The sequence below is a fragment of the Amycolatopsis ruanii genome (genome assembly GCF_003385175.1).
GTDB lineage: Bacteria > Actinomycetota > Actinomycetes > Mycobacteriales > Pseudonocardiaceae > Amycolatopsis_E > Amycolatopsis_E thermalba.
The window spans coordinates 104936-129998 of sequence record NZ_PQHY01000012.1; the positions used below are offsets into that span (position 1 = coordinate 104936).

Below are 25063 nucleotides of genomic sequence, written 5' to 3' on the forward strand. Positions count from 1 at the left end.
CCATCGGCGGGAAGCGGCCGCCCCGTTCCGCGGCCGCCGCTCTGCGTGCCACCGGCCACAAGGCTCACCTGCCGAGCACGGCCGCCACGTCGATCGCCGGGTTGACGCGCCGCAGGCCGTGGACCGCTGCTTCGAACTTGGTCGCGAAGGCCTGGCTCGGCATCACCACGGCGACCGCCTGCCACGTGCCGCCCGCGCCGAGCCGCGCCGTCGCCACCGCGGAGATCCCGCGGTCGTGCTCCTCCCGGTCCACCGCGACCCCGGCTCGCCGCACCCGCGCCAGCTCCGCCAGCAACGCGGTCCGTGACGTCACCGTCGCCGGGGTGAACCGGTCCAGGCGCTCCGGCAGCAGCTCCGCCACCCGCGCGTCCGGCAGCTCGGCCAGCAGCACCTTGCCGATGCAGCTGGCGTGCAGCGAAAAGCTCTTGCCGACCTGCGTCACCCCGCGCAACCGGGCCGGGGCGGCGATCTGGTCCACCACCACGACCTCCCGCCCGCTGAAGACGGCCAGCTCGACCCGCTCCTGCACCTCCCGCGCGAGCGCCACCAGGTCGGGCCGGGTGGCGGCCAGCAGCCGCAGGTGGCTGTTCATCCCGAACTTCAGCAGCGCCGGCCCGAGCACGTACCCGGGCCGGTCCGGCTCGCGGGAACGCACCACGTACAGCTCGCGCTCCAGGCTCTGCAGCACGCGGTGCACGGTGGAGCGGGGCAGCCCGGTGCGCACCGCCAGCTCGGTGACGGTCAGGCCGCACCGGCTCTCGGCGAGGGTGTCCAGGACGAGCGTGACGCGGGCGAGGTCGGCCATCTCACCGGGTCCAGGTCCGGGTCACGGTCAGTGACCGCACCCGCCACCCGTCCTCGGCGACGAGCAGCGCGTACTCGCCCAGCGTGTGCAGTTCGGGATCCGGCCGCAGCACCCACCGGGTGTAGTGGGCCCGCGCCGACCACAACCCGTCACCGGCGGGTTCCACGATCAGGTTGCTCACGTCGTGCCGATGCGGCGCCGGGTCCGTCCACAAGCGACCGAACAGCTCCCGCGCCCCGCCGGGATCCGCGCTGCGCGCCGCGGGGAACACCACCCGCGCCGCGCCCAGCAGGTCCACGACCGCGTCGACGTCCTTGCGATCGGCGATCTCGACGTAGGTGTGCAGCAGGTTGGCGATGTGGTGCCGGGCGGTCGCGCTCACGCCTGCCGGTCCCGCCAGGCCCGCACGTACGCGCGCCCGTAGTCGTTGCCGTGCGGCGTCCGCAGCACGGTGTGGATGTGGAACGGCTTCGGCGTGTCGTAGTCGAGGAAGACCCCGCAGTGGTGGTCCAGCTCGGCGATCACCACCGGCGACTGCACCCGGTAGTAGAACACGTCCCCGGGCTCGTGCCCGCCGATCCAGGAGAACCACGTCTCGTCCAGGAACGACCGCACCTCCCGCATCCGCGCCGCCCGCGGCCCCTCGGGCAGCAGCGACACGAACGACTCGACGATCGCCAGCACGAGCTCCCGCGCCGCGGCCGGCATCTCCGCGACCCGCACACCCTCGACCGGGATCACCCGGTTGTCCTGGAACGCGCCCGCGAGGTGCCGCTCGTCGCCGGGGTGCACCCGCCCGGGCGGCATCGCCGGGTCCACCATCCGCTCGTACACCACCGCGGCGCGCCGCTGGTTCTCCGGCAGCGCGGCCATCAGGTCGGTGCCGAGCCGGATCCGGTCGGTGTAGGCGGTGGTGCCGGCGTGCGGGCCCTCGTCGATCTCGTTCGGCTCGGCGCCGAGGAACACCGGGCTGACCACCATGCGCCCCGCCACCACCAGGCAGTTGACCGCGCAGTGGTGCCCGAACAGCTGCCAGCCCCACGGCTCCACCGGGTCCGGCTCGCCGTAGAGCGCGACGTTGTAGCTGAACTCGTTGAGGATGCTCGCCAGCCCGACGACCTCGCCGAGGAACCCGTTGATGCGCATCATGTCGTGCACCAGCCGGAAACCCTCCGGGCTCAGCGAGGCCCGCACCAGCTCCAGGGCCGCGCGCCGCACCTCGGGCGGCTGGAACTCCAGCCGGATCCCGGTGTCGAACTGCATGAACTCCGGGTTGGCCCAGGTCTGCCACTCGACCGCGTCCACGGCGTACCGCAGCTTGCCGCGGCTCTCCTCGTCCAGCGCCGCCTCCAGCGCGCGGGCGGCGGCGACCATCGCCTCCACCGGGGCCTCCTCACCAGGCCGGGCGGGCTCGAACGGGTGGACCTCCGGGCGGAGCGTGCCGTCCTCGGTGACGCCGCGGAACTCCTGCAGCTGCAACGGTTCCCAGCCGCGGATCAGGCCGCCGGTGAACGGGTCCTCCTTCGCGGCCTCCCGGTAGGTGTAGGCGTCCATCCCCTTGATGCCGGTGATGCGCGGGGAGTCCGGCGGGAACAGGTATCGGCGGAATTCGGCCGGGGCCACGGTGCCTCCTCAGTCGGTGGTGTTGTGCCGGGCGACGGCGGCGCGGACGGCCGCTTCGTCGCCCGAAGCGATGGCGTCGACCAGGTCGACGTGGACCCGCAGCCGCCGCGCCCGGTACGCCTCGGCGTCGGTGTCGCGCAGGTGCGGTGCGGTGGTGGACAGGTGCCCGAGCGTGCCCAGGTAGACCGCGCGGGCCATGGCGTTGGGGCACAGCGCGGCGATCTCCTCGTGCAGCGCCCAGTTCGCGCGGACGAACTCCGCCCACGACGGCGCGGCGGCCATCGCGTCGAGGCGGGCGCGCAGGCGGGGGATGTCTTCGGCCGTGCGGCAGCGCGCGGCGCCGACGTCGATCAGCTCTTCGAGGTGGTTGCGCAGCTCGACGGCGTCGGCGACGGACGAGGGGTCCTCGCGGACGCCGAGCAGCGTGTGCCGCATCCGCACCACCGGGCCCTGGTCGGCGACGAACAGCCCGCCGCCGCGGCCCGGCCGGATCGCCAGCACGCCGCGGTCGCGCAGGAGCCGGATGGCCTCGCTGACGGTGGCCCTGGCCAGCCCCGACTCCCGGCGGATCTCGTCGATCGTGCCCACCGGGTCGCCCGGCGCGAGCCCCCGGATCCGCTCCTCGAGCAGGGCGGCGAGCTGCTCGGCGCGGGTGCGCCCGAGTCCGGTCAGGTTCGTCATGGTGCTATTCAACCATAAAGGTTCTAACCTTTAGGAAGTTTTCTGGAGCGAAGGAGCAACGATGCGGATCGTGGGAGTGGCGCGCGGCGCCGGCACCGAGGTCGGAAGCCTGGCGGAGGACGGGTCGGTGACCGTGATCGCCGGGCTGGAGGAGTTCTGGTCGGACCCGGAGGGCTTCCTGGCCCGGCCGCGGTCGGGCCAGACGCTGACGGACGTGCGGCTGGTGCCGCCCGTGCTGCCCGGGGCGCGGGTGATCTGCATCGGGCTGAACTACCTCGCGCACGTCGCCGAGGGCTCCTACCGCGACGCCGAGCTGCCCGAGTACCCGACGCTGTTCGCGCGCTGGACCCAGTCGCTGACCGTGGACGGCGCGGAGATCCCGGTCCCGGCCGACGAGGACGGGCTGGACTGGGAGGGGGAGATCGTCGCGTGGGTCGGCCGGACGCTGGTCGACGCCACGCCAGAGGAGGCGCTCGCCGCCGTGGCCGGGTACTCGGCGTTCAACGACGTCACCGCGCGGCGAGCGCAGAAGCTGACCTCGCAGTGGATCCTCGGCAAGAACGCCGACTCCTCCGGCCCGCTCGGCCCGATGGTCCCGGCCGCGGAGGTCGGGGACCTGCGGGACGGGCTGCGGGTGCGCACGCGGGTCAACGGCGAAACCGTGCAGGACGGCAACACCACCCAGATGGTGTACCCGGTCGGCGAGACGCTGGCGCACATCTCGCGGACCTTCACGGTCCGGCCCGGCGACCTGCTCGCCACCGGCACGCCGTCGGGCGTCGGGTACGCGCGCACGCCGCGGTGGCTGCTCCAGCCGGGTGACGTGGTCGAGGTCGAGGTCGACCGGCTGGGCGTGCTGCGCAACACGATCGTGGACGGCAAGCAGCGGCTGCTGTCCCGGGAACCGGGACGCGGAGGGGCCGCCTGACCCGGTCCCGCACCTATCTTCGCCCGGTCAGGCTAGGAGAGACCGGGAGGTCGACGTGGACTTCGACGTCGCAGTCATCGGCTACGGGCCGGTGGGCAAGCTGCTGGCGATCCAGCTGGGCCGTCGCGGGCACCGGGTGGTCGTCCTCGACCGCAACGAGGCCGACTACCCGCTGCCCCGCGCGGTGACGCACTGCTCGGACTTCGCGCGGATCCTGCAGTCGGTCGGGTTGCCGCCGTCGGCGATCCCGGACATCACCGAGCCCTACGACGACCTGTACGTGTGGCGCAACGGCGACGGCGAGACGCTGGTCGAGGTCGACTGGAGCGGGCGCGGCGAATCCGGCTGGTACAACACGTACTTCTTCAGCCAGCCCGCGCTGGAGGCCCGGCTGGACTCGATCATCCGCGGCCTGCCTGCGGTGCGGGTGCTGCGCGGCTGGGAGGCGACCGCCGTGGACGCGGCCACCGGGGCGGTCGAGGCGTGCCGGGGCGGCGAGCGCCTCGCGGTCTCGGCGTCCTGGGTGGTCGGCGCGGACGGGGCGAACAGCCGCGTCCGCGGGTGGGCCGGGATCGGCTGGCATGACGAGGGGTACTTCCACGACTGGCTGGTCGTCGACGTCAAACCCCGGCCGGGGCTGGAGTTCCCGCACATCGCCACGCAGTCCTGCGACGTGCGGCGGCCCTCGACCATGGTGCCGGGCGGACCCGGGCGGCGGCGGTGGGAGTTCATGCGGCTGCCGCACGAGTCCAAACAGGACCTGAATCGCGCGGAGAAGGCGTGGGAACTGCTGGCGCCGCACGGGATCACACCCGGGAACGCCGAGCTGGAGCGGCACTCGGCCTACACCTTCCAGGCCGGCTGGGCTCAGCGGTGGCGGGCCGGCCGGGACGTGCCGCCGGGGGACGCGGCGCACCTGATGCCGCCGTTCGCCGGGCAGGGGCTCGGCGCGGGGGTGCGGGACGTGATGAACCTCGGGTGGAAGCTGGACCTGGTGCTGCGCGGCCTGGCAGGGGCGGAGCTGCTGGACACCTACGGCAGCGAGCGGCTGCACCACGCTCGGGCGTTCGTGCGGTTCTCGGTGGAGCTGGGGAAGGTCATCTGCATCGCCGATCCGGCGGAGGCCGCGGAACGGGACCGCCGGATGATCGCGTCCCGGGCGGCCGGCGGCAAACCCCCGGCGCCACCGCGCCCGGGCCTGGGGCCGGGCCTGCACACCGGCGAGTCCGGCGGGATCCTGGCGCTGCAGGGCCGGGTGTCGGCCGGCGGGGTGACCGGGCTGTTCGACGACGTGTTCGGTGGCCCGGGTGCGCTGATCACCCGGGAACCGTGCTCGCCGGGCGGCTTGGCGGAGCTGGGGATTTCCGTGGTCGCGCTGGACGAAGTGACCGATGTGGACGGTACCTACACCCGGTGGTTGTCCGAACTGGACGCCCCGGCGGTGCTGATCCGGCCGGACTTCCACGTCTTCGGCGCGGGGGATCCCGCCTGGCTGGCGGGAGAGTTCATCGCCGCCGTTCAGGGCCGCCGCAGGCCCATGCCCCGCGAGATCGCCAGCGCCGTCGCGCGCACGACCTGCTCGTAGGCCTGCGGCCGCGCCGCTCCGGCCGGTACCACCACCGACACCGCCGCCACGAGCGTGCCCGTGTGGTCGTGGATCGGCGCGGCCACCGACGACACCGGCGCCGGCTTGCGGCGATCGAAGATCGCCACGCCCAGGCGCCGCGTGTCGGCCAGGCGGCGGCGCAGCTTGGCGCCTTCCGCGGGGGACAGCTCCGCGAACCGCTCCTCCAGCAGCTCCGGCGGCGCGCCCGACAGCAGCACGATCCCGACGCCGGTGTCGTGCAGGGGAAGCCGCCCGCCGACCCGGTAGGCGATCTCCACCGCCCCGCGCGTCGACAGCCGCTCCACCAGCAGCGCCTCGGCGCCGTCCCGCACCGCGAGCAGCACGTGCTGCCGCGTCACCTCGTGCAGGTCCTCCAGGTAGGGCAGCGCGACCTCCCGCAGCCCGTGGCTGCGCGGCGCGAGCGACGCGATCTCGAACAGCCGCAGGCCGATCACGTACCGGCCGCGCTCGTCCCGTTCCAGCGCGCCCCATTCCCGCAACCGGGCCGCCAGCCGCACCGCGGTGCTGCGCGGCACGCCCGCCCGGCGGCTCAGGTCCGCCAGGCCCAGCGCCCGGTGCTCCTCGTCGAACGCGGCCAGCAGCGACAGCGCCGGGTCCACCACCGGCGCGCCGCTCTTCGGTCGTTTGCCACGTCGCGCGACCGGGGTTTCGCCGTCCATCCATCGAGTCTGACAGACCCAACCAATGGAACGCTCGCTGTCCCGCCGTGATCGCCCGCCCGATACTGGGGCGCACCGGACCACCGCCGATCCGAACGAGGTGATCATGACCCGCCGCACCTTCGAGTACGCCGCGGTCCCGGGGTTCCGGCCGCTGCTGCTGGACCTCCACCGCGGGGACGCGCCCGGGCTCGCACCGCTGGTGGTGTTCGTGCACGGCGGCGGCTGGCGCGTCGGCAGCCGGGAGTCCTTCGGCCCGATGTTCGCGGACACCTCGCCCAGCCCGTTCGAGCGGCTCGCCGCCGCCGGGTTCGCCGTCGCGAGCGTCGACTACCGGCTCACCGGCGAGGCGCCGTTCCCCGCCCAGCTCGACGACGTGTCCGCGGCCTTCGCCTGGCTGCGCGACCACGCCACCGAACTGGGCCTGGACACCGGCCGGATCGTCGTGTGGGGCGAGTCCGCGGGTGGGCACCTGGCCGCGCTGGCCGGGTTGCGGGTGCAGGGCGTGGTCGCGGTCGTGGACTGGTACGGTCCCGCCGATCTCACCGCGCTGGACACCGACCTGGCCGAGGCCGGCCTGGTCGCCGAGCCCGCGCCGGGATCCACCGAGACCCGTGAGGCCCTGCTGCTCCGCGACGTCGCCCCCGCCGAGGCCAGCCCGGTCACCTACGTCCACAGTGGAGCGCCACCGTTCCTGCTGCTGCACGGGAAATCCGACCGGTTCGTGCCGTGCGCCCAGTCGCGGCGGCTGGCCGAGGCGCTCACCGCGGCCGGCGCCGACGTGGACCTGCGGCTGTTCGACGGCGCCGGCCACATGTGGCTCGGCAACCCCGGACTGGCCGCCACCGCCTTCGACCTCTCACTCGAATTCGCCCGTACTCACTGCTTTGGGGGACATGTTGCCTGAGCACTTTCCGGTTCTCATCGCGGGTGGTGGCCCGAGCGGGCTCGCCGTCGCGATCGAGCTGGGCCGCGCGGACATCCCGTGCCTGCTGGTCGAGCCCCGCGCGACCGTCACCGGGGACCGGCCGCGCGCCAAGACCACCAGTGCCCGCACGATGGAGCTGCTGCGCCGCTGGGGCCTGGCCGACCGGGTCCGCGCGGCCGCGCCGCTGCCGGTGTCGCACGCGCAGGACGTCGTGTTCTGCACCAGCCTCACCGGCCACGAGATCACCCGGTTCCCCCACGCGTTCGCGATGCACGCGGAGCGGCGGGACGAGTTCGCCGAAGGCGGGCAGCAGATCCCGCAGCCGATCGTCGAGGAGGTGCTGCGCGAGGCGGTCGCGGAACTGCCGTCGGTGCGGACGCTCTTCGGCTGGCGGATGGTGTCCGCCGAGGACGGTGCCGCCGGGGTGCGGGCCACGATCGCCGGGCCGGACGGCGCGGTCCGCGAGGTCACCGCGGAGTACCTGATCGGCTGCGACGGGGCCGGCGGGATCACGCGGGACGTGATCGGGGCGCGGTACTCCGGCGGCAGCGGTGAGCTGCCCAACCTGAACATCACCTTCCGCGCGCCCGCCCTGACCGACGAGACGGTGTGCGCGCGGGCGGTCCACTACTGGGTGCTCGGGGCCGAGTTCGCCCGGATCGCCGGGCGGATGGACACCGAAGGCACGTGGTGGGCGATCGCGCAGGGCGTGGACGTGCGGGACGGCGACGTCGACCCGGCCGCCCTGGTGCGGCGGCTGATCGGGGCGGACGTCGACGTCGAGGTGCAGGCCACCGACCCGTGGGTGGCGCGGATGCTGCTGGTGGATCGGTATCGGGGGGAGCGCACGTTCCTCGTCGGCGACGCGGCGCACCTGAACCCGCCGTGGGGCGGGCACGGGTACAACACGTGTGTCGGGGACGCGGTGAACCTGGCGTGGAAACTGGTCGCGGTGCTGCGCGGCTGGGCCGGCCCGGCGTTGCTGGACAGCTACGAACCGGAGCGGCGCCCGGTGGCGCGGCAGACGATCGCGGACGCGGCGGCGCAGGAGAACCACCTGGCGCGGGCGTTCGCGCACCCCGACATCGACGCCGCGACCCCGGCGGGCGTGGCGCGCCGGGCGGTGGTGGCCGAGGCGCTGTCGGCCAAGCGCGGCGAGTTCCACAGCCTCGGCCTGGTGCTCGGCTACCACTACGCCGGTTCCCCGATCGTGGTGGACGACGGCTCGCCGGTGCCCCCGCACGAGCCGCTGACCTACCACGGCTCGGCGCGTCCCGGAACGCGCCTGCCACACCGGTGGCTGCCGGACGGTTCGTCGCTGTTCGACCACCTCGGGCCGGGTTTCACCCTGCTGCGCCTGGAAACCGTGCCGATGGAGTCCTTTGTGGAGGCGGCGCGGGCCCGAGGTGTGCCGTTGACGGTGCTGGACCTGCCCGGCCTGCCCGGCAAGGACTCCTACGGCGCCCCGCTGCTGCTGATCCGCCCGGACCAGCACATCGCCTGGCGCGGCGATGACAGCACCGCGGCCGCCGAGATCCTGGACATCGCCCGCGGCGCGCACGCCGCCGTGGTCGCGTCCTGACCTTTCCCCGCTCCCCGTCTCAGTGTGGAGGCACCTTGAGCATCGAACCCACCGCCGCGCGCGCCACCGGGACGGTGACCCTCCTCGCGCGGGTGTGCACGGATCAGATGTGCGTTCCGTTGCGCGGGCGTGCGGTCCCGGTCGTCTCACCGCGCGGGCGCTACTGCCGCGCGCGCCACCCGGTGCGCGGCCCGGGCCCGGCTGCGTGCGGCGGTGCGTGCTCAATCCGGACGCCCGCCGGCCGCGACGGCGGCCAGACGGGGCTCACCCAGCGTCGCGCGCGTTGCCGTCCTTGTCGGCGTGAGTGAGGTGTGCGTTCCGTGCGCGGGCGTGCGGTCCCGGTCGTCTCACCGCGCGGGCGCAACTGCCGCGCGCGGCACCCGGTGCGCGGCCCGGGCCCGGCCGCGTGCGGCGGTTCGATGCTCGTCCACCGCCCCGGATTCCCGCCCCATCCGTCCCCTCCTGTCCGCTCCCGCTCCCCGTCTCAGTGTGGAGGCACCTTGAGCATCGAACCCACCGCCGCGCGCGCCACCGCCGCCGCGGCCCTTCTCGCCCGCGTCGAGCGGATTCCGCTGACCCGCTACCACCTGCGGGTGGCCTCGATACTGGGCGTCGGGACGTTCTTCGACTCCTTCGACGCGCTCATCCTGTCCGTCGCGCTCACCGCGGTCCTCACCACGCTCGGCGCGCCGCTGTCGGTCGCCGGGACGCTCATCGCCGTCGGCTACGTCGGGCAGATCGCCGGCGCCATCCTCTTCGGCGTCATCAGCGAACGCTACGGCCGCAAGGCCGCCTTCGTCGCCGCCTCCGCGTTGTTCGGCCTCCTCGCGCTGGCCTCGGCGATCGCCTGGAACGTCGAAAGCCTCATGGCCTTCCGCCTCATCCAGGGCATCGGCCTGGGCGCCGAGGTGCCCGTCGCCGCGACGATCTTCAACGAGTTCGTCCGCGCCCGCGCCCGCGGCCGGATCGTGCTCGTCTACGAAAGCCTGTTCGTGTGGGGCATCCTCGGCGCCACGCTCGTCGGCGCGCTGTTCCTGTCCGTGTTCCCGCCCGAGGACGCCTGGCGCTGGCTGTTCGTGATCTCCGGCGTCCCGGTGCTCACCGCGGTGTGGGCCCACTTCCGCCTGCCCGAGTCGCCGCGCCACCTCATCCACCGCGGCGACCTCGAAGCCGCCACCGAGATCGTCGAGGCGATGGAGGCCAGCGCCCGCCGCGGCGGCCGCATCCTCGAAGAACCGCACAAACCCGCCGACCTGCGCCCCGAACCGCCCACCCGGTTCGGCGAGCTGCTCTCCCGCGACTACCGCGGCCGCACGCTCGCCCTCTGGTGCATCTGGTTCACCACGTTCCTGCCGCTGGGCGGGTTCACCTCCTGGATGCCGACGCTGCTGGTCCGGGTCGGCCACCTCACCCCGGCCGTCGCGTCCCTGCTCACCGGCGGGATCGTGGTCGGCAACCTCGTCGCCCTCTACGTCAGCGCGTCCTCTTTGGACAAGCTGGGCCGCCGGTTCTGGTTCGCCGCCGGGTACGGGCTGGCCCTGGCAGGCAGCATCGGCGGCGTGCTGCTCGGCGCGACCGGCTGGGTGGCGCTGTTCGTGTGCGGGGCGCTGGTGCTGTTCGGCGTGAACATCAACGCGCCGCTGGCCTACCTCTACACCGCCGAGCTGTACCCGACGCGGATGCGCGCCTGGGCGACGATGGTCGGCAGCACGATGCGCAACCTCGCGTCGGTGATCGCGCCCATCACCATCGGGCTGCTGCTCGGCGCCGCGGCCGGGGTGGTGTGGAGCTTCGCGCTGACCGCCGCCGTGCTGCTGATCGGGCTGCTGGTCATGCTCCGCTTCGGCATCGAGACCAAGCAGCGGCCGCTGGAGGAGCTGGCGAAGTGACCCCGTCAGGAGGGCGGGCGGCCCCAGTCGGCGTGCAGCGCCGCGCGCAGGGCCCGCACCGGCTCGCGCCCGATCCGGCGCGCCAGCGCGGTCTCCGCCCGGCGCAGGATGCCGAGCGCGGTCCGGTGCGTCCGCTCGCCCTCCGCGGTGCGCCGCACCAGCCGCTGCCGCCCGGAAGAGGGATCCGGCACCTGTTCGAGCAGACCGAGCCGGGTCAGCGCACCGACGGCCTGGTGCGCCGTCTGCCGGGTCACGCCCATGCGCCGGGCCAGCTCGGACACCGTCGTCCCGCCGGGGTCGAGCACCGCGAACAGCGCGACCTGGGTGCCCGACACCGGCGCCGCGCCCGCCCGTGCCAGGCCGGCGATCAGCGCCTCGTCGAACCACCGCCGAGCCTCGCCGAGCGACTGAGCGAGTGTGGGTTCTGCTTGCACGACAACAGGATATCTGTCAGGCTGCCTGACAGAAACACCGACCGGGAGACATCATGACGGCAGAGTTCGCCACCCCCTACCGCCGCGCGTCGCGCATCCCCGCCGAGCCGGGCAAGCCGTACTTCATCGAAAAGGGCGAGGGCGACCGCGCCCACCTCTTCGGCGACCTGTTCACCATCTACGCGGGTGGCGAGCAGACCGAGGGCACGTTCAACTTCTTCACCTGCGAGGGCCCGAAGGGCGACCTCATCCCGGCCCACCTGCACCCCGACACCTACGAGGTGTTCTACGTGACGGCCGGCGCGGTGCGGCTGTTCGTCGAGGACACCGCGGGCAACCAGCAGGAAAAGCTCCTCACCCCCGGCGACTTCGGGTTCGTGCCGAAGAACTGCCCGCACGCCTACCGGATGGAACGGCACCACAGCATGGTCGTCGGCGTGGCCGCCGGTCCGGGCGGGACGTTCGAGCGGTTCTTCGAAAACCTCGGCGTCCCGGCCGAGGAGCTGGGGCTGCCGAAGGTGCCCGCCGTGCCGGAGCCGCACAAGTTCGGCACGGTGCCGCAGCGCTACGACGTGAAGTTCCTCCCGGAGCACCGCTGGCACACCACGCCCTGACCTCGCCGGTACCGTGAGACCACCCCGGCCCGGCTCGGGGTGGTCGTCCGGTCCACGAGGTGATGCATGACCCTGCCCGTCGCCGCCGTCGTCGGCCTGCTCGAGGCCGCCGAGCAGCACACCGACGTCGCTCCGCTGCTGGCCGGTCTCGGCACCGCCGACGCCGAGCGGATCACCTCCGGCATCCGGCGCCTGCGGGCCACCTCGGACCGCCTCCGGCGCCGTGGGCAGGAGCTCGCCGCCCTGTTCTCCTCCGCGCGGGAGCTGGCCGAGCTGCGGGACGTCGACGAGCTGCTGGCCCGGCTGGTGGAGCGGGCGCACGACCTCGTCGGCACGGACGTCACCTACCTGTCGGAGTTCGACGTCGGCAGCCGGGAGCTGCGGGTGCGCACGACGCTGGGCACGGTCGCGCCGTCGTTCCCGGGGCTGCGCGTGCCGCCCGGGATGGGCCTGGCGAGCCAGGTGGTCGAGAGCCGCCGCCCGTGCTGGACCGCCCGGTACGACGCGATGACCCAGGCGCCGCACGACGACCGGATCGACGAGACCGTCGCCGCGGAGGGGCTCGTCTCGCTGCTCGGCATCCCGCTGCTGGCCGGGGACGAGGTCATCGGGGTGCTGTTCGCCGCCAACCGCGTCGAGCACGCGTTCTCCCCGGAGGAGATCTCGCTGCTGTCGGCGTTCGCCGACCACGCGGCCGTCGTGCTGCAGACCGCCCGGCTGCTGGCCCGCGCGAACACCGCCGCCGACGAAACCCGCCGCGCCTACGGCGAGCTGGCCCGGCACGTGGAGGCGATGGAACGCGCGAGCGAGGTGCACAGCGACCTCACCACGCTCGTCCTCCAGGGCGGCGACGCCACCGAGGTCGCCGGCGCGCTCGGCCGGGCCCTGCGCTGCCGCGTCGCGTTGCTGGACACCGATCACCTCGACGGCGGCGTGCGGGAGGCCGTCGAGCGGAGCCGGCGCAGCGGGCGGTGCGTGCCGGCGGGCGAAGGTGCCTTCGCGGTCGCCGTCGTGGCGGGGCCGACGCTGCTCGGCGCGCTGCTGCTGGAGCAGGGAACCGTCGAGTTCGGGCCCGTGGAGTTCCGCACCGCGGAGCGCGCCGCGCAGATCACCGCGCTGTTGCGCCTCAAGCAGGACGCCCTGATCGAGGCCGAGCAGCGGGTGCGCGGGGATCTGCTCGCCGACCTGCTCTCCGCCGACGCGGACCGGCGTGCCGGTGCCGCCGCCCGCGCCCGCGCGCGCGGGATCCGGCTGGACGGCCCGCGCTCGGTCGTGGTCGTCGCCGTCCCCGCCGACCTGCGCCACCAGGCGGCCCGCGCCCTGCGCCGGACCGGCGACCTGGTCGGCGAGCACGCGGACCACATCGTCGTCCTGACCCCGGTGGAGGACCCGGCCGCCGCGGCGCGGACCGTGCACACCGCCGTCGCGCGATCACTGGCCGCCCCGGTGCTGGCCGTGGGCGCCGCCGCCGGGGACGACCTGCGGGAACCCGTGGAGCAGGCCACGGCGTGCGTGCGCATCCTGCCCGCGCTGGCGGTGGCCGGCGCGGCGGTCACCACCGACGAGTACCTGCCCTACACGGCGCTGTTCGGCCCGGGCGAGGCCCGGGTGTCGGCGTTCGTGCGCCGGGTCCTCGGGCCGGTCCTGGACTGGGACGCCGAGCACTCCGGCACCCTGCTGCCCACGCTCGCCGCCTACCTGGACCACCGGATGAGCCCGGTCGCCACCGCCCGCGCGCTGCACGTGCACAAGAACACCGTGCTGCAGCGGCTGGACCGCGCCGCCGAGCTGCTGGGGGAGGGCTGGCAGGAGCCCGACCGGCTGTTCCGGCTCACCGTCGCCGTCCGGCTCGCCCGCCTTGCCGAACGTCCATAGCCGGGCCGTACGGAGTGGACGTTCGGTCCATTCCCGCTGCCCGGGTGCGGAGCTAGCGTCCTGGGTCGTCACGCAGCCACACGGAAGTGGAAGGGGCGCTATGGCGCGCACCAGTCGTATCCAGGGACTCCGGGATCTGCCCGTCGAGGCCCGGCGCAAGGCCGCCGCCGAGGCGGCCGGGCTCGACCCGGCGTCGCTCGCGGCGTTCGACCCCGGGCACGGGCACGGGCTCGACGCCGTCGCGGCCGACCACATGATCGAAAACGTCGTCGGCATCCTCGGCGTACCGCTGGGGGTGGCCACCAACTTCGTGGTCAACGGCCGGGAGGTGCTGGTCCCGATGGCCACCGAGGAGGCCTCGGTGGTCGCCGCCGCGAGCAACGCCGCCAAGATCGCCCGCGTCCGCGGCGGGTTCCACACGTCCTCGACGGCGCCGATCATGCAGGCGCAGGTGCAGATCGTCGGCGTGCGCGATCCGGAGGCGGGCCGCGTCCGGCTGCTGGAGGCCCGCGACGAGCTGATCGGCCTGGCCAACGCGCAGGACGAGAAGCTCGTCGAGTTCGGTGGTGGCGTGCGGGACATCGCGGTGCGGCTGGTGCCTTCCCGCGCCGGCACCTACGTGGTCGCGCATCTGCAGGTCGACGTGCGCGACGCGATGGGCGCCAACGCGGTGAACACGATGGCCGAAGCGGTCGCCGCGCGCGCCGGGGAGATCGCCGGTGGCCGGGTGCTGCTGCGGATCCTGACCAACAAGGCCGATCTGCGCCTGTCCCGGGCCCGCGCGGTGTTCGACGCCGAATCGCTCGGCGGGCCCGCGGTGGTGGACGACATCGTGCACGCCGCCGCGCTCGCCGAGGCCGATCCCTACCGCGCGGCGACGCACAACAAGGGCATCATGAACGGCATCAGCGCGGTCGTGCTCGCCACCGGCAACGACACCCGCGCGGTCGAGGCCGGCGCCCACTCGCACGCCGTCTCCGAGTCGGGGCGGTACACGTCGTTGTCCCGCTTCGAAAAGGACGCCGACGGCAACGTGGCCGGCACGTTGGAACTGCCGATGCCGGTCGGGCTGGTCGGCGGCGCCACGCGCGTGCACCCGGTGGCGCAGGCCGCCGCCGCCCTGCTCGGCGTGCGGACCGCGACCGAACTGGCGGAGATCGTCACCGCGGTCGGGCTCGCGCAGAACTTCGCCGCGGTGCGGGCACTGGCCACCGAGGGCATCCAGCGCGGGCACATGTCGCTGCACGCCCGCAACATCGCCACCACCGTGGGCGCGACCGCCGCGGAGGTCCCGGCGGTGGTCGCGCGGCTGGTCGCCGACCGGAAGGTCCGCGCCGACCACGCCGGGAAGGTCCTCGCCGAGCTGCGGGCGAAGAGCTGATCATGACCGTCGATCAGCTGCCCGGTCTGCCGTCCGCGGTGACGATCTGGGAGGTGGGCCCGCGCGACGGGCTGCAGAACGAATCCGTGCTCGTGCCGTCCGCGGTGAAGGCCGAGCTGGTGGAACGGCTGGCCGACGCCGGGCACACCGTGATCGAGACGACGAGCCTGGTCCACCCGGACCGGGTGCCGCAGCTGGCCGACGCCGAGGAGGTCCTGCGCCGCCTCGACCGGTGTCCCGGCGTGCGCTACCCGGTGCTGGTGCCCAACCAGCGCGGCCTGGCGCGGGCACTGGACCTCGGCGTCACCGACATCGCCGTGTTCGCCTCGGCCACCGAGAGCTTCGCCAGGGCCAACCTCGGCCGGTCCGTCGGCGAGTCGCTGGAGATGTTCGCGCCGGTGGTCGCCCGCGCCCGGGAGGCGGGGCTCGGCGTGCGCGGCTACCTGTCGATGTGCTGAGGCGACCCGGAGGAGGGCGAGGTCCCGCTGCCCCGGGTGATCGCGGTCGCCACCCGGCTGTTCGCCCTGGGCTGCACCGAACTGAGCCTCGGCGACACGATCGGCGTCGCCACCCCCGGCCGCGTCGTCGCGCTGCTCGACGGGCTCGTCGCCGCGGGCGTCCCGATCGGACGGATCGCGGTGCACTTCCACGACACCTACGGCCAAGCCCTGGCGAACACCCTCGCCGCCCTGCAGCGCGGCGTCACCACCGTGGACGCCTCGGCGGGCGGGCTGGGCGGCTGCCCGTTCGCCCAGAGCGCCACCGGCAATCTCGCCACCGAGGACCTGCTGTGGCAGCTCGACGGGCTCGGCATCCACACCGGTGTCGACCTGACCAAACTCGCCGAAACCAGCGTGTGGCTGGCCGGGCACCTGGGACGGCCCAGCCCCTCCCGCGCCCTGCGCGCGCTCACCGGCGCCTGACCCCTACGGAGAAAAGCCATGGCACTCAACGAAGAGCCGCCCTACGTCGTCGTCTGGAACGACGCCGTCGACCTGCGGCACCTGGCCGCGTCCATCGTGATCTGCGTGGCCGCCGGCCTGCCGGCCTTCCTCGGCGCGAAAGCGTTGTTCGGGGCCGTGGTCGACACGCCTTCGCTGGCCGGTGGCTACGCCCTGCTGGCCGGGCTGGCCGCGTGCGTGCTCGCCGCCGCCGTCTGCGCCCGCCTGTTCCGTCCGAAGCGGACGTTCGGCGCCGAACAGGCCGCGGACCGGGAGGCCGCGCTGGCGGAACTGGAGCGCCTGGGCGGCACCGCCGAGACGTTCGCCGAGCTGCCGCCGCGCGTGCGGGCCGAGATGGCCGAGCTGGGCCTGGTCCGCGAAACCGCGCCGGAGGTGCGGGCATGACCCCGGACCTGCTGTGGGCCCTGGGCATGGGCCTGCTCGGCGCGGTCGTGTTCGCGGCGATCGGCCTGGTCTCCGGCACCGACGAGACCTCCACCCTCGCCCCGGTCACGCTGCTCGTCGTGCTGCTGGGCGTGCCGCCGGCCGGGGTGCTGACGTTCTTCATCGCCGGAGCCGTCAGCAAGCACATGACCCACGCGATCCCCACCACGCTGCTGGGCATCCCGGGGGACACCACCGCGGTGCCGCTGCTCGACGACGCGACCGCGCTGCGCCGCCTCGGCGCCCCGCACATCGCGCTGCGCAAGGCACTGGCCGGCGGGCTGGTCGCCGCGTTCCTCGCGGTCCCGGTCGCGGTCGGGGTCGCGTCCCTGCTCGCCCCGCTGGCCGGACCGATCAAGACGGTGGCGCCGTTCGTGTTCGGCGCCGCCGCGATCTTCGTCGGCTACTTCTCGCCGGGCCGCTGGGCCAGCATCGCCGCGATCGTGCCGTTCGCGCTGCTGGTGACCGGGCTCAACACGGTCGCCACCGACCAGCTGGACAAGAGCCTGTCGATCAGCTTCTTCCTCGGCATCGCGATCGGGCCGCTCGTGGTGGATCTGCTCATCGCATCCTCCCGCAGCGGGCGGCGCACCCTGGAACGCACCGGGCCGCGCCCGTTCTGGCTCGCCCCGGACAGCGGCACGGGACGGCGCTGGATCCCCAACCCGCTGCGGATCCTCGACGGCAGGCAGGCGGCCGCGACCGCTGCCGCGGCCGGGGTCACCTCCACGACGTTCATGCTCAGCCCGGTCGCCGCGACCGTGCTCGCGGGGGAGATCACCGGGTCCCGGATCAAGCACCCCTACCGCAGGCTCACCACGTTGATGGCGGTCAAGAACGGCACCACGGAGTCGACCTACCTGGCCGAGACGCTCATCCCGCTCGTCGCGTTCGGGTTGCCGCTGAGCCCGGTCGCCGCCGGTCCCGCGGCGGCGCTGTTCAACGCGCCGCCGGTCTACACGGTCAAGGGCGCGGACGGGGGCGTGCACAACCTGCACACCCTGCTCAGCTCCTGGCAGTTCCTGGTGTTCAGCCTGATCGGGGTGGCGATCGCCGGGCTGGTCGTGTACCCGTTCGCGATGCGCTACGCGCGGGCCGCCAGCGGCTGGGTCGCGCGGCGGATCAGCCACGAGGCGCTGATCGGCGCGTTCGTGGCGCTGATCGCGGTGGTGGCCTGGTACGAGGGCGGGCCGCTCGCGCTCGCGGTGAGCCTGACCGTCGGCGCGGTCGGCGGCCTGGCGAACCGCATGCTCGGCATGACCTCCGGCGTGCAGTTCATGGCCTACTACGTCGCCGTGCTGCTGGTGCCGCTCGTCCTCGGCTGAGCACGTGACTGCCCCGCCGCGGCGGACGCGGCGGGGCTCAGGAAGAGATCGCGGATGTTTCGGGAAACGATCGTTCGCGCCTGTCCTCCTTTCGTCGTGGGCCACGGGTTCGTTCACGAGCGCGGAGGCGAGCGCTGACGCCGCCACGGCTGGGACACCCGCTCGGGGCCGCGTGGCCGCCCGGCGGGCTCGGGGAGTGGGATCGCCGGCGGCCGTGGTCGTGGACGCTCCGCTTCGCCGAAGTTGGCGTCGATGATCGCGGCGAACTCGTCCCGCAGCCAGTCCGGGTCGTCGCACACCAGGTCGGCGAACCCGAGCTGCTCCAGCACGTCCGGCATCGCGAATCACTCCCGGGGGAGGTCCTGCGTCCACACCGCTGACACCAATATATGTAGCTCGCGCTGTAGATTCAGTCAAGTCCCCGAAGAAGGTTTGACCTGGAGCGCGGTCCAGCACCTAGCTTCGGCGCCATGACCACGGCACAGCACAAGATCGGATCCGGTTTCGGCGCGTCGACCACCGCCGCCGAGGTCCTGCGCGGCATCGACCTGTCCGGCAAGCTCGCGATCGTCACCGGTGGCTACTCCGGCCTCGGCCTGGAGACCACCCGGGCACTGGCCGCGGCCGGCGCGCACGTCGTCGTCCCGGCCCGGCAGCTGGACGCGGCCAAGGCGGCGCTGCGCGACCTGGCCGAGGTGGACGAGCTGGACCTGGGCGACCTGGCGAGCGTGCGGGCCTTCGCCGAGCGGTTCCTGGCGTCCGGGCGTCGCATCGACATCGTGATCGGCAGCGCCGCGATCATGGCCTGCCCGGAGACGCGGGTCGGGCCCGGCTGGGAGGCCCAGTTCGCGACCAACCACCTGGGCCACTTCGCGCTGGTGAACCGCCTCTGGCCGGCGATCGCGCCGGGCGCCCGGGTCGTGTCCGTTTCCTCGCGCGGCCACCACTTCTCCGCCATCCGCTGGGACGACCTCTGGTTCGAGCGGGGCTACGACAAGTGGCAGGCGTACGGGCAGGCCAAGACGGCGAACGCGTTGTTCGCGGTGCAGCTGGACAAGCTGGGGGAGCCGTCCGCGGTGCGGGCGTTCTCGGTGCACCCGGGCAGCATCCTGACGCCGTTGCAGCGGCACATCCCGCTGGAGGAGCAGATCGCGAACGGCTGGGTCGACGAGAACGGCGAGCCGATCGCCGACTGGTTCAAGACCCCGGAACAGGGCGCGGCGACGCAGGTGTGGGCCGCGACGTCGCCGGGGCTGGCCGGAATGGGCGGCGTGTACTGCGAGGACTGCGACATCGCCGAGCCCGCCTCCGGTGACCCGCTCCCGTCGGGCCCGGGCCGCCCGGCGATGTTCCTGGGCGTCCGCGACTACGCGGTGGACCCGCAGCAGGCGGACCGGCTGTGGACGCTGTCGGCGGAGCTGACCGGGGTGAACGCGTTCGCGTAGGTGGAACCCGGGTCCCGGCCGCGCCCCCCGGGCGACCGGGACCCGGAAGCCGCCCCGCCCCGGCACCGCGGCGGTTCGCCTCAGCTGGAACCCGGGTCCCGGCCGCCCCGTCGACAGCCGGGACCCGGAAGCCTCACGACAGGTGGTGCACCTCCTGCAGCCCGTACACCGGTGTCGGAATCCCCTCGTACCTCGCCTTCAGCTGCAGCGCCAGGTACAGCGAGTAGTGCCGCGACTGGTGCAGGTTCCCGCCGTGGAACCACAACCCGGGTTGCTGCGTGGGCTTCCACATGTTCCGCTGCTCGCCCTCCCACGGCCCCGGGTCCTTCGTCGTCCCCGAGCCCAGGCCCCAGCACTTGCCGACCCGGTCGGCCATCTCCTGCCCGGCGATGTCGGCGACCCACCCGTTCATCGACCCGTACCCGGTCGCGTACACCACCAGGTCGGCCTTCAGCTCCGTCCCGTCGGACAGCACCACGGCGTCCCGCGCCAGGTGGTCGACCTGCCCGCGCACCAGCTTGATGTCACCGCCGGCGACCAGCTCGGACGCGCCGACGTCGATGTAGTAGCCGGACCCGCGCCGCAGGTACTTCATGAACAGGCCGGACCCGTCGTCGCCCCAGTCGTGCAGGAAACCGGCCTTCTCCAGGCGCTCGTAGAAGTCCGCGTCGCGCTGCTTGATCTGCTCGTACACCGGGATCTGGAACTGGTGCATGATCCGGTAGGGCAGCGACGCGAACACCATGTCGGCCTTGTCGGTGGTGATCCCGTTCGCCACCGCGCGCTCGGAGTACAGGTCGCCGAGGCCGATCTCCATCAGCGAGTCCGACTTCACCACGTGCGTCGAGGACCGCTGCACCATCGTCACGTCCGCGCCGTGCTCCCACAGCGCCGCGCAGATGTCGTGCGCCGAGTTGTTCGACCCGATCACCACGGCCTTCTTGCCCGCGTAGGCGTCCGGCCCCGGGTGTTGCGAAGAGTGGTGCTGCTCGCCTTCGAAGACATCCATCCCGGGGAACGACGGGATGTTCGGCTTGCCCGACATACCGGTGGCGAACACGAGCTGTTTCGGCGTCAGCACCACGGTTTCACCCGCCCGGTCGACGGTGACCGTCCACTGTGCAGTGTCCTCGTCGTAGGAGGCCGACTTCACCTCCGACCGCGTCCAGTACGGCACGTCCATCACCCGGGTGTACATCTCCAGCCAGTCCGCGATCTTGTCCTTCGGCGCGAACACCGGCCAGTTCTCCGGGAACGGCAGGTAGGGCAGGTGGTCGTACCAGACCGGGTCGTGCAGGCACAGGCTCTGGTACCGCTTGCGCCACTGGTCGCCGGGCCGCTCGCGCCGGTCCAGCACCAGCGCCGGCACCCCGAGCTGCCGCAGCCGCGCGCCGAGCGCGATGCCGCCCTGCCCGCCGCCGATCACCACGACGTAGGGCTGGCGCTCGTAGCCGAGTTCGGCCTTCTCCAGCTCACGCTCCTCGGCCCACGACCGGCGGCCCCGGACGACGCCGTGCCGCACGCCCTTCGGCCGGCGTTCGCGCTGCGGCTCCTCGAAGCCCTTCAGCTCGCGCAGGCTCGTCAGGAACGTCCAGGCCCCCTCGTCGGTGAGCCGCAGGTGACCCTTGCCCCGGCCGGTGGCGGTCTCGAACTCCAGCCACGCCTCGGTGACGCCGTCGGCCTCGGTGGGGGTCTCGGTGGTGCGGAAACCCGACGGATCGGTGTCGTCCAGGCAGGCGGACAGCAGGTCGGCGACGCCTTCGCGGCCTTCGACGGTCTTGATGTTCCAGGTGAACGCCACCAGGTCGCGCCAGAAGCTGTCGACCGCGAACAGACCGGCCGCCGCTTCGACGTCGCGGGCCGCGAGCGCGGCCTCGAACCGCGCCAGCCAGGCGTCCACGCGCGCCTGGGGCGACCGCGCCGGCGCCTCCCGGTCGATCGTCTGTGTCATCGCCACTCCTCCTCGCCGTTGGGGATGTAACACCGATCACAGCCGCCCGGAGGGGTGACCGGCAACGGTTGCAGCGAATTGCACGTCTTGGCGCGGGCGTGAGCGGCACCTATGCTCGATCGTCGACGCAGTGGTGCGGAGGTGGAGCGTGAGCGTGCCCGGCGCAGTCCCGCCCGGCCGCAGCCTGCCCGCCTACGCCCGCGACCTGATCCGCATGCACGACGCCGTCATCGCCGGCGGCCGCCCGCCGCTGCGCCCGCGCGACATCGTGTCCCGGTCCTGGGAGCGGGTGATCGGGCTCGGGCTGAAGGCCGACGGCCTCAACGCGCGCGACTGGCTGAGCGAGGACGAGCTGGCCCGGCGGCGGGAGAACTCGCCCCTGCGCGACGCGGTCGGCGACCTCAAGCAGGTGCTCGGCGCGATGCCGCACGTGCTGCTGGTCGTCACCGACGCCGACGGCGTCATCCTGTGGCGCGAGGGCACCCCGGGCGTGCGCCGCCGCGCCGACGACCTCGGCTTCTTCGAGGGCGCGGAGTGGACCGAGGAACGCGTCGGGACCAACGCGATCGGCACCGCGCTGGCCGAGGCCGCCCCGGTCGAGCTGCTCGCGGGCGAGCACTTCGAGCAGAACCAGCACCCGTGGTACTGCACCGCCTCCCCGGTGCACGACCCGCGCACCGGGGACCTGCTCGGCGTGATCGACGTCAGCGGCCCCGCGCTCACCCTGCACCCCGCCATCGGTGCGCTGGTGGACACCGGGCGGCGGCTCGCCGAGGCGCAGATCTGGCGCTGGCACCAGCGGCGGCTCGACCGGTTGCGCCAGGTGGGCGAACCGCTGCTGGCCACCGGCCCCGCGCTGCTGGTCGACGACCACGGCTGGGTCGCCGCCGGCGCGGGCGTGTCGGTGGGCGACCGCATCGCCGCGCCGTCGGCGGGGGAGCCGATCGCGGTGCCCGGGCTCGGCGCGTGCCTGCCCGAGCGGCTGGCCGAGGGCTGGCTGATCCGCCCGGCCGGCCCCGACCGCCGGGTGACGCTCGATCTGGACCTGACGCACACGCCGCTGCTGACCCTGCAGGGCGGCGACGCGGGCTGGCGGCGCAAGGTGACGCGCCGCCACGCGGAAATCCTGGTGCTGCTGCACCGCGCCGGCCCCGCGGGCCTGTCGGCGGAGGCGCTGAGCCGCGCGCTGTACGGGGACGCCGAGCACGTCGTCACGGTGCGCGCGGAGATCTCCCGCCTCCGGCGGCTGCTGGGCGCCCTGGTGGACACGCGCCCCTACCGGCTGGCCGAGGGCGTGCGGATGACGGTGCGCTGACGGCCCGGTCCGGCTGTGAAAATGCCGAGCCTCATCGCGGTGCCGCGCGCTACCGTCCGGCCATGGACTACTTCGGCGAGGAGGTCGCCGCGACCTACGACGAGTCGGAGGCGGCCGAGTTCGACCCCGCCGTGGTGGACTCGACCGTTGCCTTCCTGGCTGGGCTGGCCGGCGACGGCGCGGCCCTCGAACTGGGCATCGGCACCGGCCGGATCGCGTTGCCGCTGGCGGCCCGCGGCGTGCCGGTGCACGGCATCGACCTGTCCCGCGCCATGGTGGCCCGGCTGCGCGCCAAACCCGGCGGCGACGCGATCGGCGTGACCATCGGCGACTTCGCGACGACGACCGCGCCGGGGACGTTCGCGGTCGCCTACCTGGTGTTCAACACGATCATGAACCTGACCACCCAGGCGGAGCAGGTCGCGTGCTTCCGCAACGCCGCTGCGCACCTCGAACCCGGCGGCTGCTTCGTCGTCGAGGTCGGGGTTCCCGCGCTGCGGCAGCTCCCGCCCGGCCAGACCGTCGTGCCGTTCCGCGTCGGCGCGACGAGCTGGGCCTACGACGTGTACGACGTGGCCACGCAGGCGATGAGCTCGAACTACGTCGACGTCACCGGTGGTCGTGGCGCGTTCCGGTCGATCCCGTTCCGCTACGTGTGGCCCGCCGAGCTGGACCTGATGGCCGAGCTGGCCGGGATGCGGCTGCGGGAGCGGTGGGCGGACTGGACGCGCGAGCCGTTCACCGGGGAGAGCCGCAAGCACGTCTCGGTGTGGCAGAAGCCCTGACTCACTCGCCGCGCATCTCGCGGCGGATCTCCGCCAGCTTGTCCCGCGCGGCGCGGTCCCGGTCGGCCAGCTTCTCCTCGAACGCCGCCGCCTCCGGGGTCTCCCCGGCCAGCTCCGTCGACCCGAGGGCCGTGGCGTGGCGGTTCTCGATGCGGTCGCGCACGAAGTCGAAGCTCGGCACGCCGGATTCGGTGTAGTCGCCCTCGGGCGTGGTTTCGTCGGGCACGGTGTCCCCTCTCGTCGGTCTCCCCATTGTGCGCCAGGCGGAGCCGGCCGGAGGGGCAGCCCGAGTTCTGGCTGAGTTCGCCCGCGGCGGCGAGACACGCGAGCTGCACGTGGCCTTCCGCGCGCCCGGCCGGGACGCGGTGGACGCCGTGCACGCCGCGGCGGTCGAGGCGGGTGTCGAGGTGCTGCACGAGCCGCGCGAGTGGCCGGAGTACCACCCGGGCTACTACGCGGTGTTCCTGCGCGACCCCGACGGCCACAACGTGGAGGCGGTGCACCACGGCTGAGGCCCCCGCGGGACTCGGGGCTGGTGCGCGACGCCGCCCGCATCCCGCCGCCCATCGAACCGCTCCTCGCCGCCTACGAGTACGACGGCGGTCAAGGCCGTCTTCGCCGAGGCCGCCGTCCGCAGAGCCGGTGGCCCGGCTTCCGGGGCTAGCGCAATCCGTGTATTGAGATATGCTCTTCGGCTAGTGAAACCCAGCGAAGTCGAGGTCTCATGATCGGTTCCGAGCGCGGCCCGGCGCTGTGCCAGGCGGAATGCGTGGGCACCGCAGGCAGCGAACTCGGCGAGTCGCCGCTGTGGGACCCCGCGGGGGTCCTGTACTGGGTCGACATCCCCGGCCGGCGGCTGCACAACGTGACGCCGTCCGGGTCGGGGATCACGGTCGGGCTGGACACCCGGGTCAGCGCGGTCGAACTCGGCCCTGGCGACGACCTGCTGGCGGTCACCGAACGCGGCCTGGCGTGGCTCGACCCGCGCTCGGGACGGACGTCGCCGATCCTCGAGCTGCCGCTCGAGGCGGGCGCGCGCATGAACGACGCCGCGATCGACCCGCGCGGGCGGTGCTGGGCCGGCTCGGCCACGCACGACGGCCGCCGGATCGGGGCGCTGTTCTGCGTCGCCGGGCGCAGTGTCGCGGTGGCGGTGCGGGGGCTGGGGATGTCGAACGGCCTGGACTGGTCATCCGACGGGCAGGTGCTCTACCACGTCGACACGGCGGCCGGGGAGATCGCGGCGTGGCGCTACCGCCCGGCGACGGGCGAGGTGTCGGGACGGCGGGTGCTGCGGCGCGTGTCGCCCCGGGTGGGGCTGCCGGACGGGCTGACCGTGGACGAGGCGGGAGGCGTGTGGGTGGCGATCTGGGGAGCCGGGCAGGTGTGGCGGCTGGACCCGGTGTCCGGCGACCGCCTCACGACGGTCGACGTGCCCGCGGCGTGCCCGACGAGCTGCGCCTTCGGCGGGCCGGACCTGGACGAACTGTACGTGACGAGCGCCCGGCAGGACGGCGAGGGCGGCCTGCTGTACCGAGCGGAAGTGGGCGTGCGGGGACTGCCGCCGCGCCGTTTCGTGGAGGGCTTCTGACCGGCCGCGAGCCTGGCAGGCCACTGGGTGACGGGGCGCGAGGGCCGGTGCGGTGACGGCAGCCGAGGGGGCTGCCGCCCCCGCCGCGGAGGGGCTTCTCCGGGCTGGTGGCGCGGACCGGCCCGGAGAAGCCCTCGCGGCCCGGGAATCGCCGCGGTCAAGCCCGCCCGCCGCAGCTCGCCCGCGCGGAGCGCCCCGGCGAAGCCCCTCGCCAGCCCCGTCCCCTATCCACATCTGACG

Annotated in this window: 24 protein-coding genes and 1 pseudogene; 16 read left to right on the forward strand and 9 right to left on the reverse strand. The window is 73.7% G+C overall.

Annotation, left to right across the window (positions count from 1 at the left end; all coding sequences use genetic code 11):
• Positions 1-64: 64 nt before the first annotated feature.
• The 4 genes from D0D28_RS09510 to D0D28_RS09525 are packed head-to-tail and all read right to left on the reverse strand — an operon-like array spanning position 65 to position 3109.
• Positions 65-805 carry an IclR family transcriptional regulator gene (locus D0D28_RS09510; protein WP_116110377.1) on the reverse strand — a complete coding sequence of 247 codons (741 nt, stop codon included), beginning with the start codon at positions 803-805 and terminating at the stop codon, positions 65-67.
• A gap of 1 nt (position 806) precedes the next feature.
• On the reverse strand, positions 807-1187 hold the full coding sequence (locus D0D28_RS09515) for a nuclear transport factor 2 family protein (RefSeq protein ID WP_205413216.1): 381 nt from the start codon (positions 1185-1187) through the stop codon (positions 807-809).
• Positions 1184-2428 carry a DUF3500 domain-containing protein gene (locus tag D0D28_RS09520; protein WP_205413217.1) on the reverse strand — a complete coding sequence of 415 codons (1245 nt, stop codon included), beginning with the start codon at positions 2426-2428 and terminating at the stop codon, positions 1184-1186. The genes D0D28_RS09515 and D0D28_RS09520 overlap by 4 nt, the downstream gene beginning before the upstream one ends.
• A 9-nt stretch (positions 2429-2437) precedes the next feature.
• Positions 2438-3109: a FadR/GntR family transcriptional regulator gene (locus D0D28_RS09525; RefSeq protein ID WP_116110378.1), complete on the reverse strand. Its 672-nt coding sequence runs from the start codon at positions 3107-3109 to the stop codon at positions 2438-2440.
• 61 nt (positions 3110-3170) lie between these two features.
• On the opposite strand from D0D28_RS09525, the gene D0D28_RS09530 reads away from it, so the two are divergent.
• Positions 3171-4037 (forward strand): fumarylacetoacetate hydrolase family protein, encoded by an 867-nt coding sequence (locus tag D0D28_RS09530; RefSeq protein ID WP_116110379.1) that lies wholly within the window; start codon positions 3171-3173, stop codon positions 4035-4037.
• 55 nt (positions 4038-4092) lie between these two features.
• The gene (locus D0D28_RS09535; protein WP_116110380.1) at positions 4093-5622 is read left to right on the forward strand and encodes a bifunctional 3-(3-hydroxy-phenyl)propionate/3-hydroxycinnamic acid hydroxylase; all 1530 of its coding nucleotides are present in this window, start codon (positions 4093-4095) and stop codon (positions 5620-5622) included.
• Here D0D28_RS09535 and D0D28_RS09540 read toward each other — a convergent pair.
• Complete coding sequence (locus tag D0D28_RS09540; protein ID WP_116110381.1) at positions 5556-6323, reverse strand: IclR family transcriptional regulator; 768 nt, start codon at positions 6321-6323, stop codon at positions 5556-5558. The two genes, D0D28_RS09535 and D0D28_RS09540, sit on opposite strands and share 67 nt — an antisense overlap.
• A gap of 106 nt (positions 6324-6429) precedes the next feature.
• Here D0D28_RS09540 and D0D28_RS09545 point away from each other — a divergent pair, with 106 nt between their 5' ends.
• The 3 genes from D0D28_RS09545 (at position 6430) to D0D28_RS09555 (ending at position 10722) form a co-directional block, all read left to right on the forward strand.
• The gene (locus D0D28_RS09545) at positions 6430-7230 is read left to right on the forward strand and encodes an alpha/beta hydrolase (RefSeq protein ID WP_116110399.1); all 801 of its coding nucleotides are present in this window, start codon (positions 6430-6432) and stop codon (positions 7228-7230) included.
• A complete protein-coding gene (locus D0D28_RS09550; RefSeq protein WP_116110382.1) occupies positions 7220-8833 on the forward strand; it encodes an FAD-dependent monooxygenase in 1614 nt (537 codons plus the stop codon). The genes D0D28_RS09545 and D0D28_RS09550 overlap by 11 nt, the downstream gene beginning before the upstream one ends.
• Positions 8834-9333: 500 nt before the next feature.
• Positions 9334-10722 (forward strand): MFS transporter, encoded by a 1389-nt coding sequence (locus D0D28_RS09555; protein ID WP_162831022.1) that lies wholly within the window; start codon positions 9334-9336, stop codon positions 10720-10722.
• A 5-nt stretch (positions 10723-10727) separates the two neighbouring features.
• On the opposite strand, the gene D0D28_RS09560 is transcribed toward D0D28_RS09555, so the two are convergent.
• On the reverse strand, positions 10728-11156 hold the full coding sequence (locus D0D28_RS09560) for a MarR family winged helix-turn-helix transcriptional regulator (protein WP_094008522.1): 429 nt from the start codon (positions 11154-11156) through the stop codon (positions 10728-10730).
• Between the two features lie 53 nt (positions 11157-11209).
• Between D0D28_RS09560 and D0D28_RS09565 the strand changes: the two genes are divergently transcribed.
• The 6 genes and pseudogenes from D0D28_RS09565 (at position 11210) to D0D28_RS09590 (ending at position 17736) form a co-directional block, all read left to right on the forward strand.
• A complete protein-coding gene (locus D0D28_RS09565; protein WP_094008523.1) occupies positions 11210-11770 on the forward strand; it encodes a quercetin 2,3-dioxygenase in 561 nt (186 codons plus the stop codon).
• Between the two features lie 66 nt (positions 11771-11836).
• On the forward strand, positions 11837-13645 hold the full coding sequence (locus D0D28_RS09570) for a helix-turn-helix domain-containing protein (protein WP_116110384.1): 1809 nt from the start codon (positions 11837-11839) through the stop codon (positions 13643-13645).
• Positions 13629-15026 (forward strand): hydroxymethylglutaryl-CoA reductase, degradative, encoded by a 1398-nt coding sequence (locus tag D0D28_RS09575; protein ID WP_275895894.1) that lies wholly within the window; start codon positions 13629-13631, stop codon positions 15024-15026. Before D0D28_RS09570 ends, D0D28_RS09575 begins: the two co-directional genes overlap by 17 nt.
• A 2-nt stretch (positions 15027-15028) precedes the next feature.
• Positions 15029-15949, forward strand: a pseudogene (locus tag D0D28_RS09580) (hydroxymethylglutaryl-CoA lyase).
• An 18-nt stretch (positions 15950-15967) separates the two neighbouring features.
• Positions 15968-16372, forward strand: coding sequence for a hypothetical protein (locus tag D0D28_RS09585; protein WP_094008527.1), 405 nt, complete (start codon positions 15968-15970; stop codon positions 16370-16372).
• Positions 16369-17736 (forward strand): tripartite tricarboxylate transporter permease, encoded by a 1368-nt coding sequence (locus D0D28_RS09590; protein WP_116110386.1) that lies wholly within the window; start codon positions 16369-16371, stop codon positions 17734-17736. Before D0D28_RS09585 ends, D0D28_RS09590 begins: the two co-directional genes overlap by 4 nt.
• Positions 17737-17849: 113 nt before the next feature.
• On the opposite strand, the gene D0D28_RS09595 is transcribed toward D0D28_RS09590, so the two are convergent.
• Positions 17850-18074 carry a hypothetical protein gene (locus D0D28_RS09595; RefSeq protein WP_094008529.1) on the reverse strand — a complete coding sequence of 75 codons (225 nt, stop codon included), beginning with the start codon at positions 18072-18074 and terminating at the stop codon, positions 17850-17852.
• A 132-nt stretch (positions 18075-18206) separates the two neighbouring features.
• Between D0D28_RS09595 and D0D28_RS09600 the strand changes: the two genes are divergently transcribed.
• The gene (locus tag D0D28_RS09600) at positions 18207-19181 is read left to right on the forward strand and encodes an SDR family NAD(P)-dependent oxidoreductase (RefSeq protein ID WP_116110387.1); all 975 of its coding nucleotides are present in this window, start codon (positions 18207-18209) and stop codon (positions 19179-19181) included.
• A gap of 133 nt (positions 19182-19314) precedes the next feature.
• Here D0D28_RS09600 and D0D28_RS09605 read toward each other — a convergent pair whose 3' ends face one another.
• Positions 19315-21132 carry an NAD(P)/FAD-dependent oxidoreductase gene (locus D0D28_RS09605; RefSeq protein WP_116110388.1) on the reverse strand — a complete coding sequence of 606 codons (1818 nt, stop codon included), beginning with the start codon at positions 21130-21132 and terminating at the stop codon, positions 19315-19317.
• Between the two features lie 148 nt (positions 21133-21280).
• Here D0D28_RS09605 and D0D28_RS09610 point away from each other — a divergent pair, with 148 nt between their 5' ends.
• Together D0D28_RS09610 and D0D28_RS09615 are read left to right on the forward strand one after the other, a co-directional pair.
• The gene (locus tag D0D28_RS09610; RefSeq protein ID WP_094008532.1) at positions 21281-22447 is read left to right on the forward strand and encodes a helix-turn-helix domain-containing protein; all 1167 of its coding nucleotides are present in this window, start codon (positions 21281-21283) and stop codon (positions 22445-22447) included.
• A 62-nt stretch (positions 22448-22509) separates the two neighbouring features.
• A complete protein-coding gene (locus D0D28_RS09615; protein ID WP_116110389.1) occupies positions 22510-23232 on the forward strand; it encodes a class I SAM-dependent DNA methyltransferase in 723 nt (240 codons plus the stop codon).
• A 1-nt stretch (position 23233) separates the two neighbouring features.
• Here D0D28_RS09615 and D0D28_RS09620 read toward each other — a convergent pair whose 3' ends face one another.
• Positions 23234-23458: a hypothetical protein gene (locus D0D28_RS09620; RefSeq protein ID WP_094008534.1), complete on the reverse strand. Its 225-nt coding sequence runs from the start codon at positions 23456-23458 to the stop codon at positions 23234-23236.
• A 28-nt stretch (positions 23459-23486) separates the two neighbouring features.
• On the opposite strand from D0D28_RS09620, the gene D0D28_RS09625 reads away from it, so the two are divergent.
• Positions 23487-23744, forward strand: a complete 258-nt coding sequence (locus D0D28_RS09625; protein ID WP_240323146.1) for a VOC family protein — start codon at positions 23487-23489, stop codon at positions 23742-23744.
• A gap of 212 nt (positions 23745-23956) precedes the next feature.
• A complete protein-coding gene (locus D0D28_RS09630) occupies positions 23957-24823 on the forward strand; it encodes an SMP-30/gluconolactonase/LRE family protein (protein WP_116110390.1) in 867 nt (288 codons plus the stop codon).
• The last annotated feature ends 240 nt before the right edge of the window (positions 24824-25063 follow it).

Coding starts and splice junctions, on each gene's coding strand:
- D0D28_RS09510 (WP_116110377.1), bottom strand. CDS start 805: ATGGCCGACCTCGCCCGCGTCACGCTCGTCCTGGACACCCTCGCCGAG.
- D0D28_RS09525 (WP_116110378.1), bottom strand. CDS start 3,109: ATGACGAACCTGACCGGACTCGGGCGCACCCGCGCCGAGCAGCTCGCC.
- D0D28_RS09530 (WP_116110379.1), top strand. CDS start 3,171: ATGCGGATCGTGGGAGTGGCGCGCGGCGCCGGCACCGAGGTCGGAAGC.
- D0D28_RS09540 (WP_116110381.1), bottom strand. CDS start 6,323: ATGGACGGCGAAACCCCGGTCGCGCGACGTGGCAAACGACCGAAGAGC.
- D0D28_RS09545 (WP_116110399.1), top strand. CDS start 6,430: ATGACCCGCCGCACCTTCGAGTACGCCGCGGTCCCGGGGTTCCGGCCG.
- D0D28_RS09550 (WP_116110382.1), top strand. CDS start 7,220: ATGTTGCCTGAGCACTTTCCGGTTCTCATCGCGGGTGGTGGCCCGAGC.
- D0D28_RS09565 (WP_094008523.1), top strand. CDS start 11,210: ATGACGGCAGAGTTCGCCACCCCCTACCGCCGCGCGTCGCGCATCCCC.
- D0D28_RS09570 (WP_116110384.1), top strand. CDS start 11,837: ATGACCCTGCCCGTCGCCGCCGTCGTCGGCCTGCTCGAGGCCGCCGAG.
- D0D28_RS09585 (WP_094008527.1), top strand. CDS start 15,968: ATGGCACTCAACGAAGAGCCGCCCTACGTCGTCGTCTGGAACGACGCC.
- D0D28_RS09590 (WP_116110386.1), top strand. CDS start 16,369: ATGACCCCGGACCTGCTGTGGGCCCTGGGCATGGGCCTGCTCGGCGCG.
- D0D28_RS09595 (WP_094008529.1), bottom strand. CDS start 18,074: ATGCCGGACGTGCTGGAGCAGCTCGGGTTCGCCGACCTGGTGTGCGAC.
- D0D28_RS09600 (WP_116110387.1), top strand. CDS start 18,207: ATGACCACGGCACAGCACAAGATCGGATCCGGTTTCGGCGCGTCGACC.
- D0D28_RS09605 (WP_116110388.1), bottom strand. CDS start 21,132: ATGACACAGACGATCGACCGGGAGGCGCCGGCGCGGTCGCCCCAGGCG.
- D0D28_RS09615 (WP_116110389.1), top strand. CDS start 22,510: ATGGACTACTTCGGCGAGGAGGTCGCCGCGACCTACGACGAGTCGGAG.
- D0D28_RS09630 (WP_116110390.1), top strand. CDS start 23,957: ATGATCGGTTCCGAGCGCGGCCCGGCGCTGTGCCAGGCGGAATGCGTG.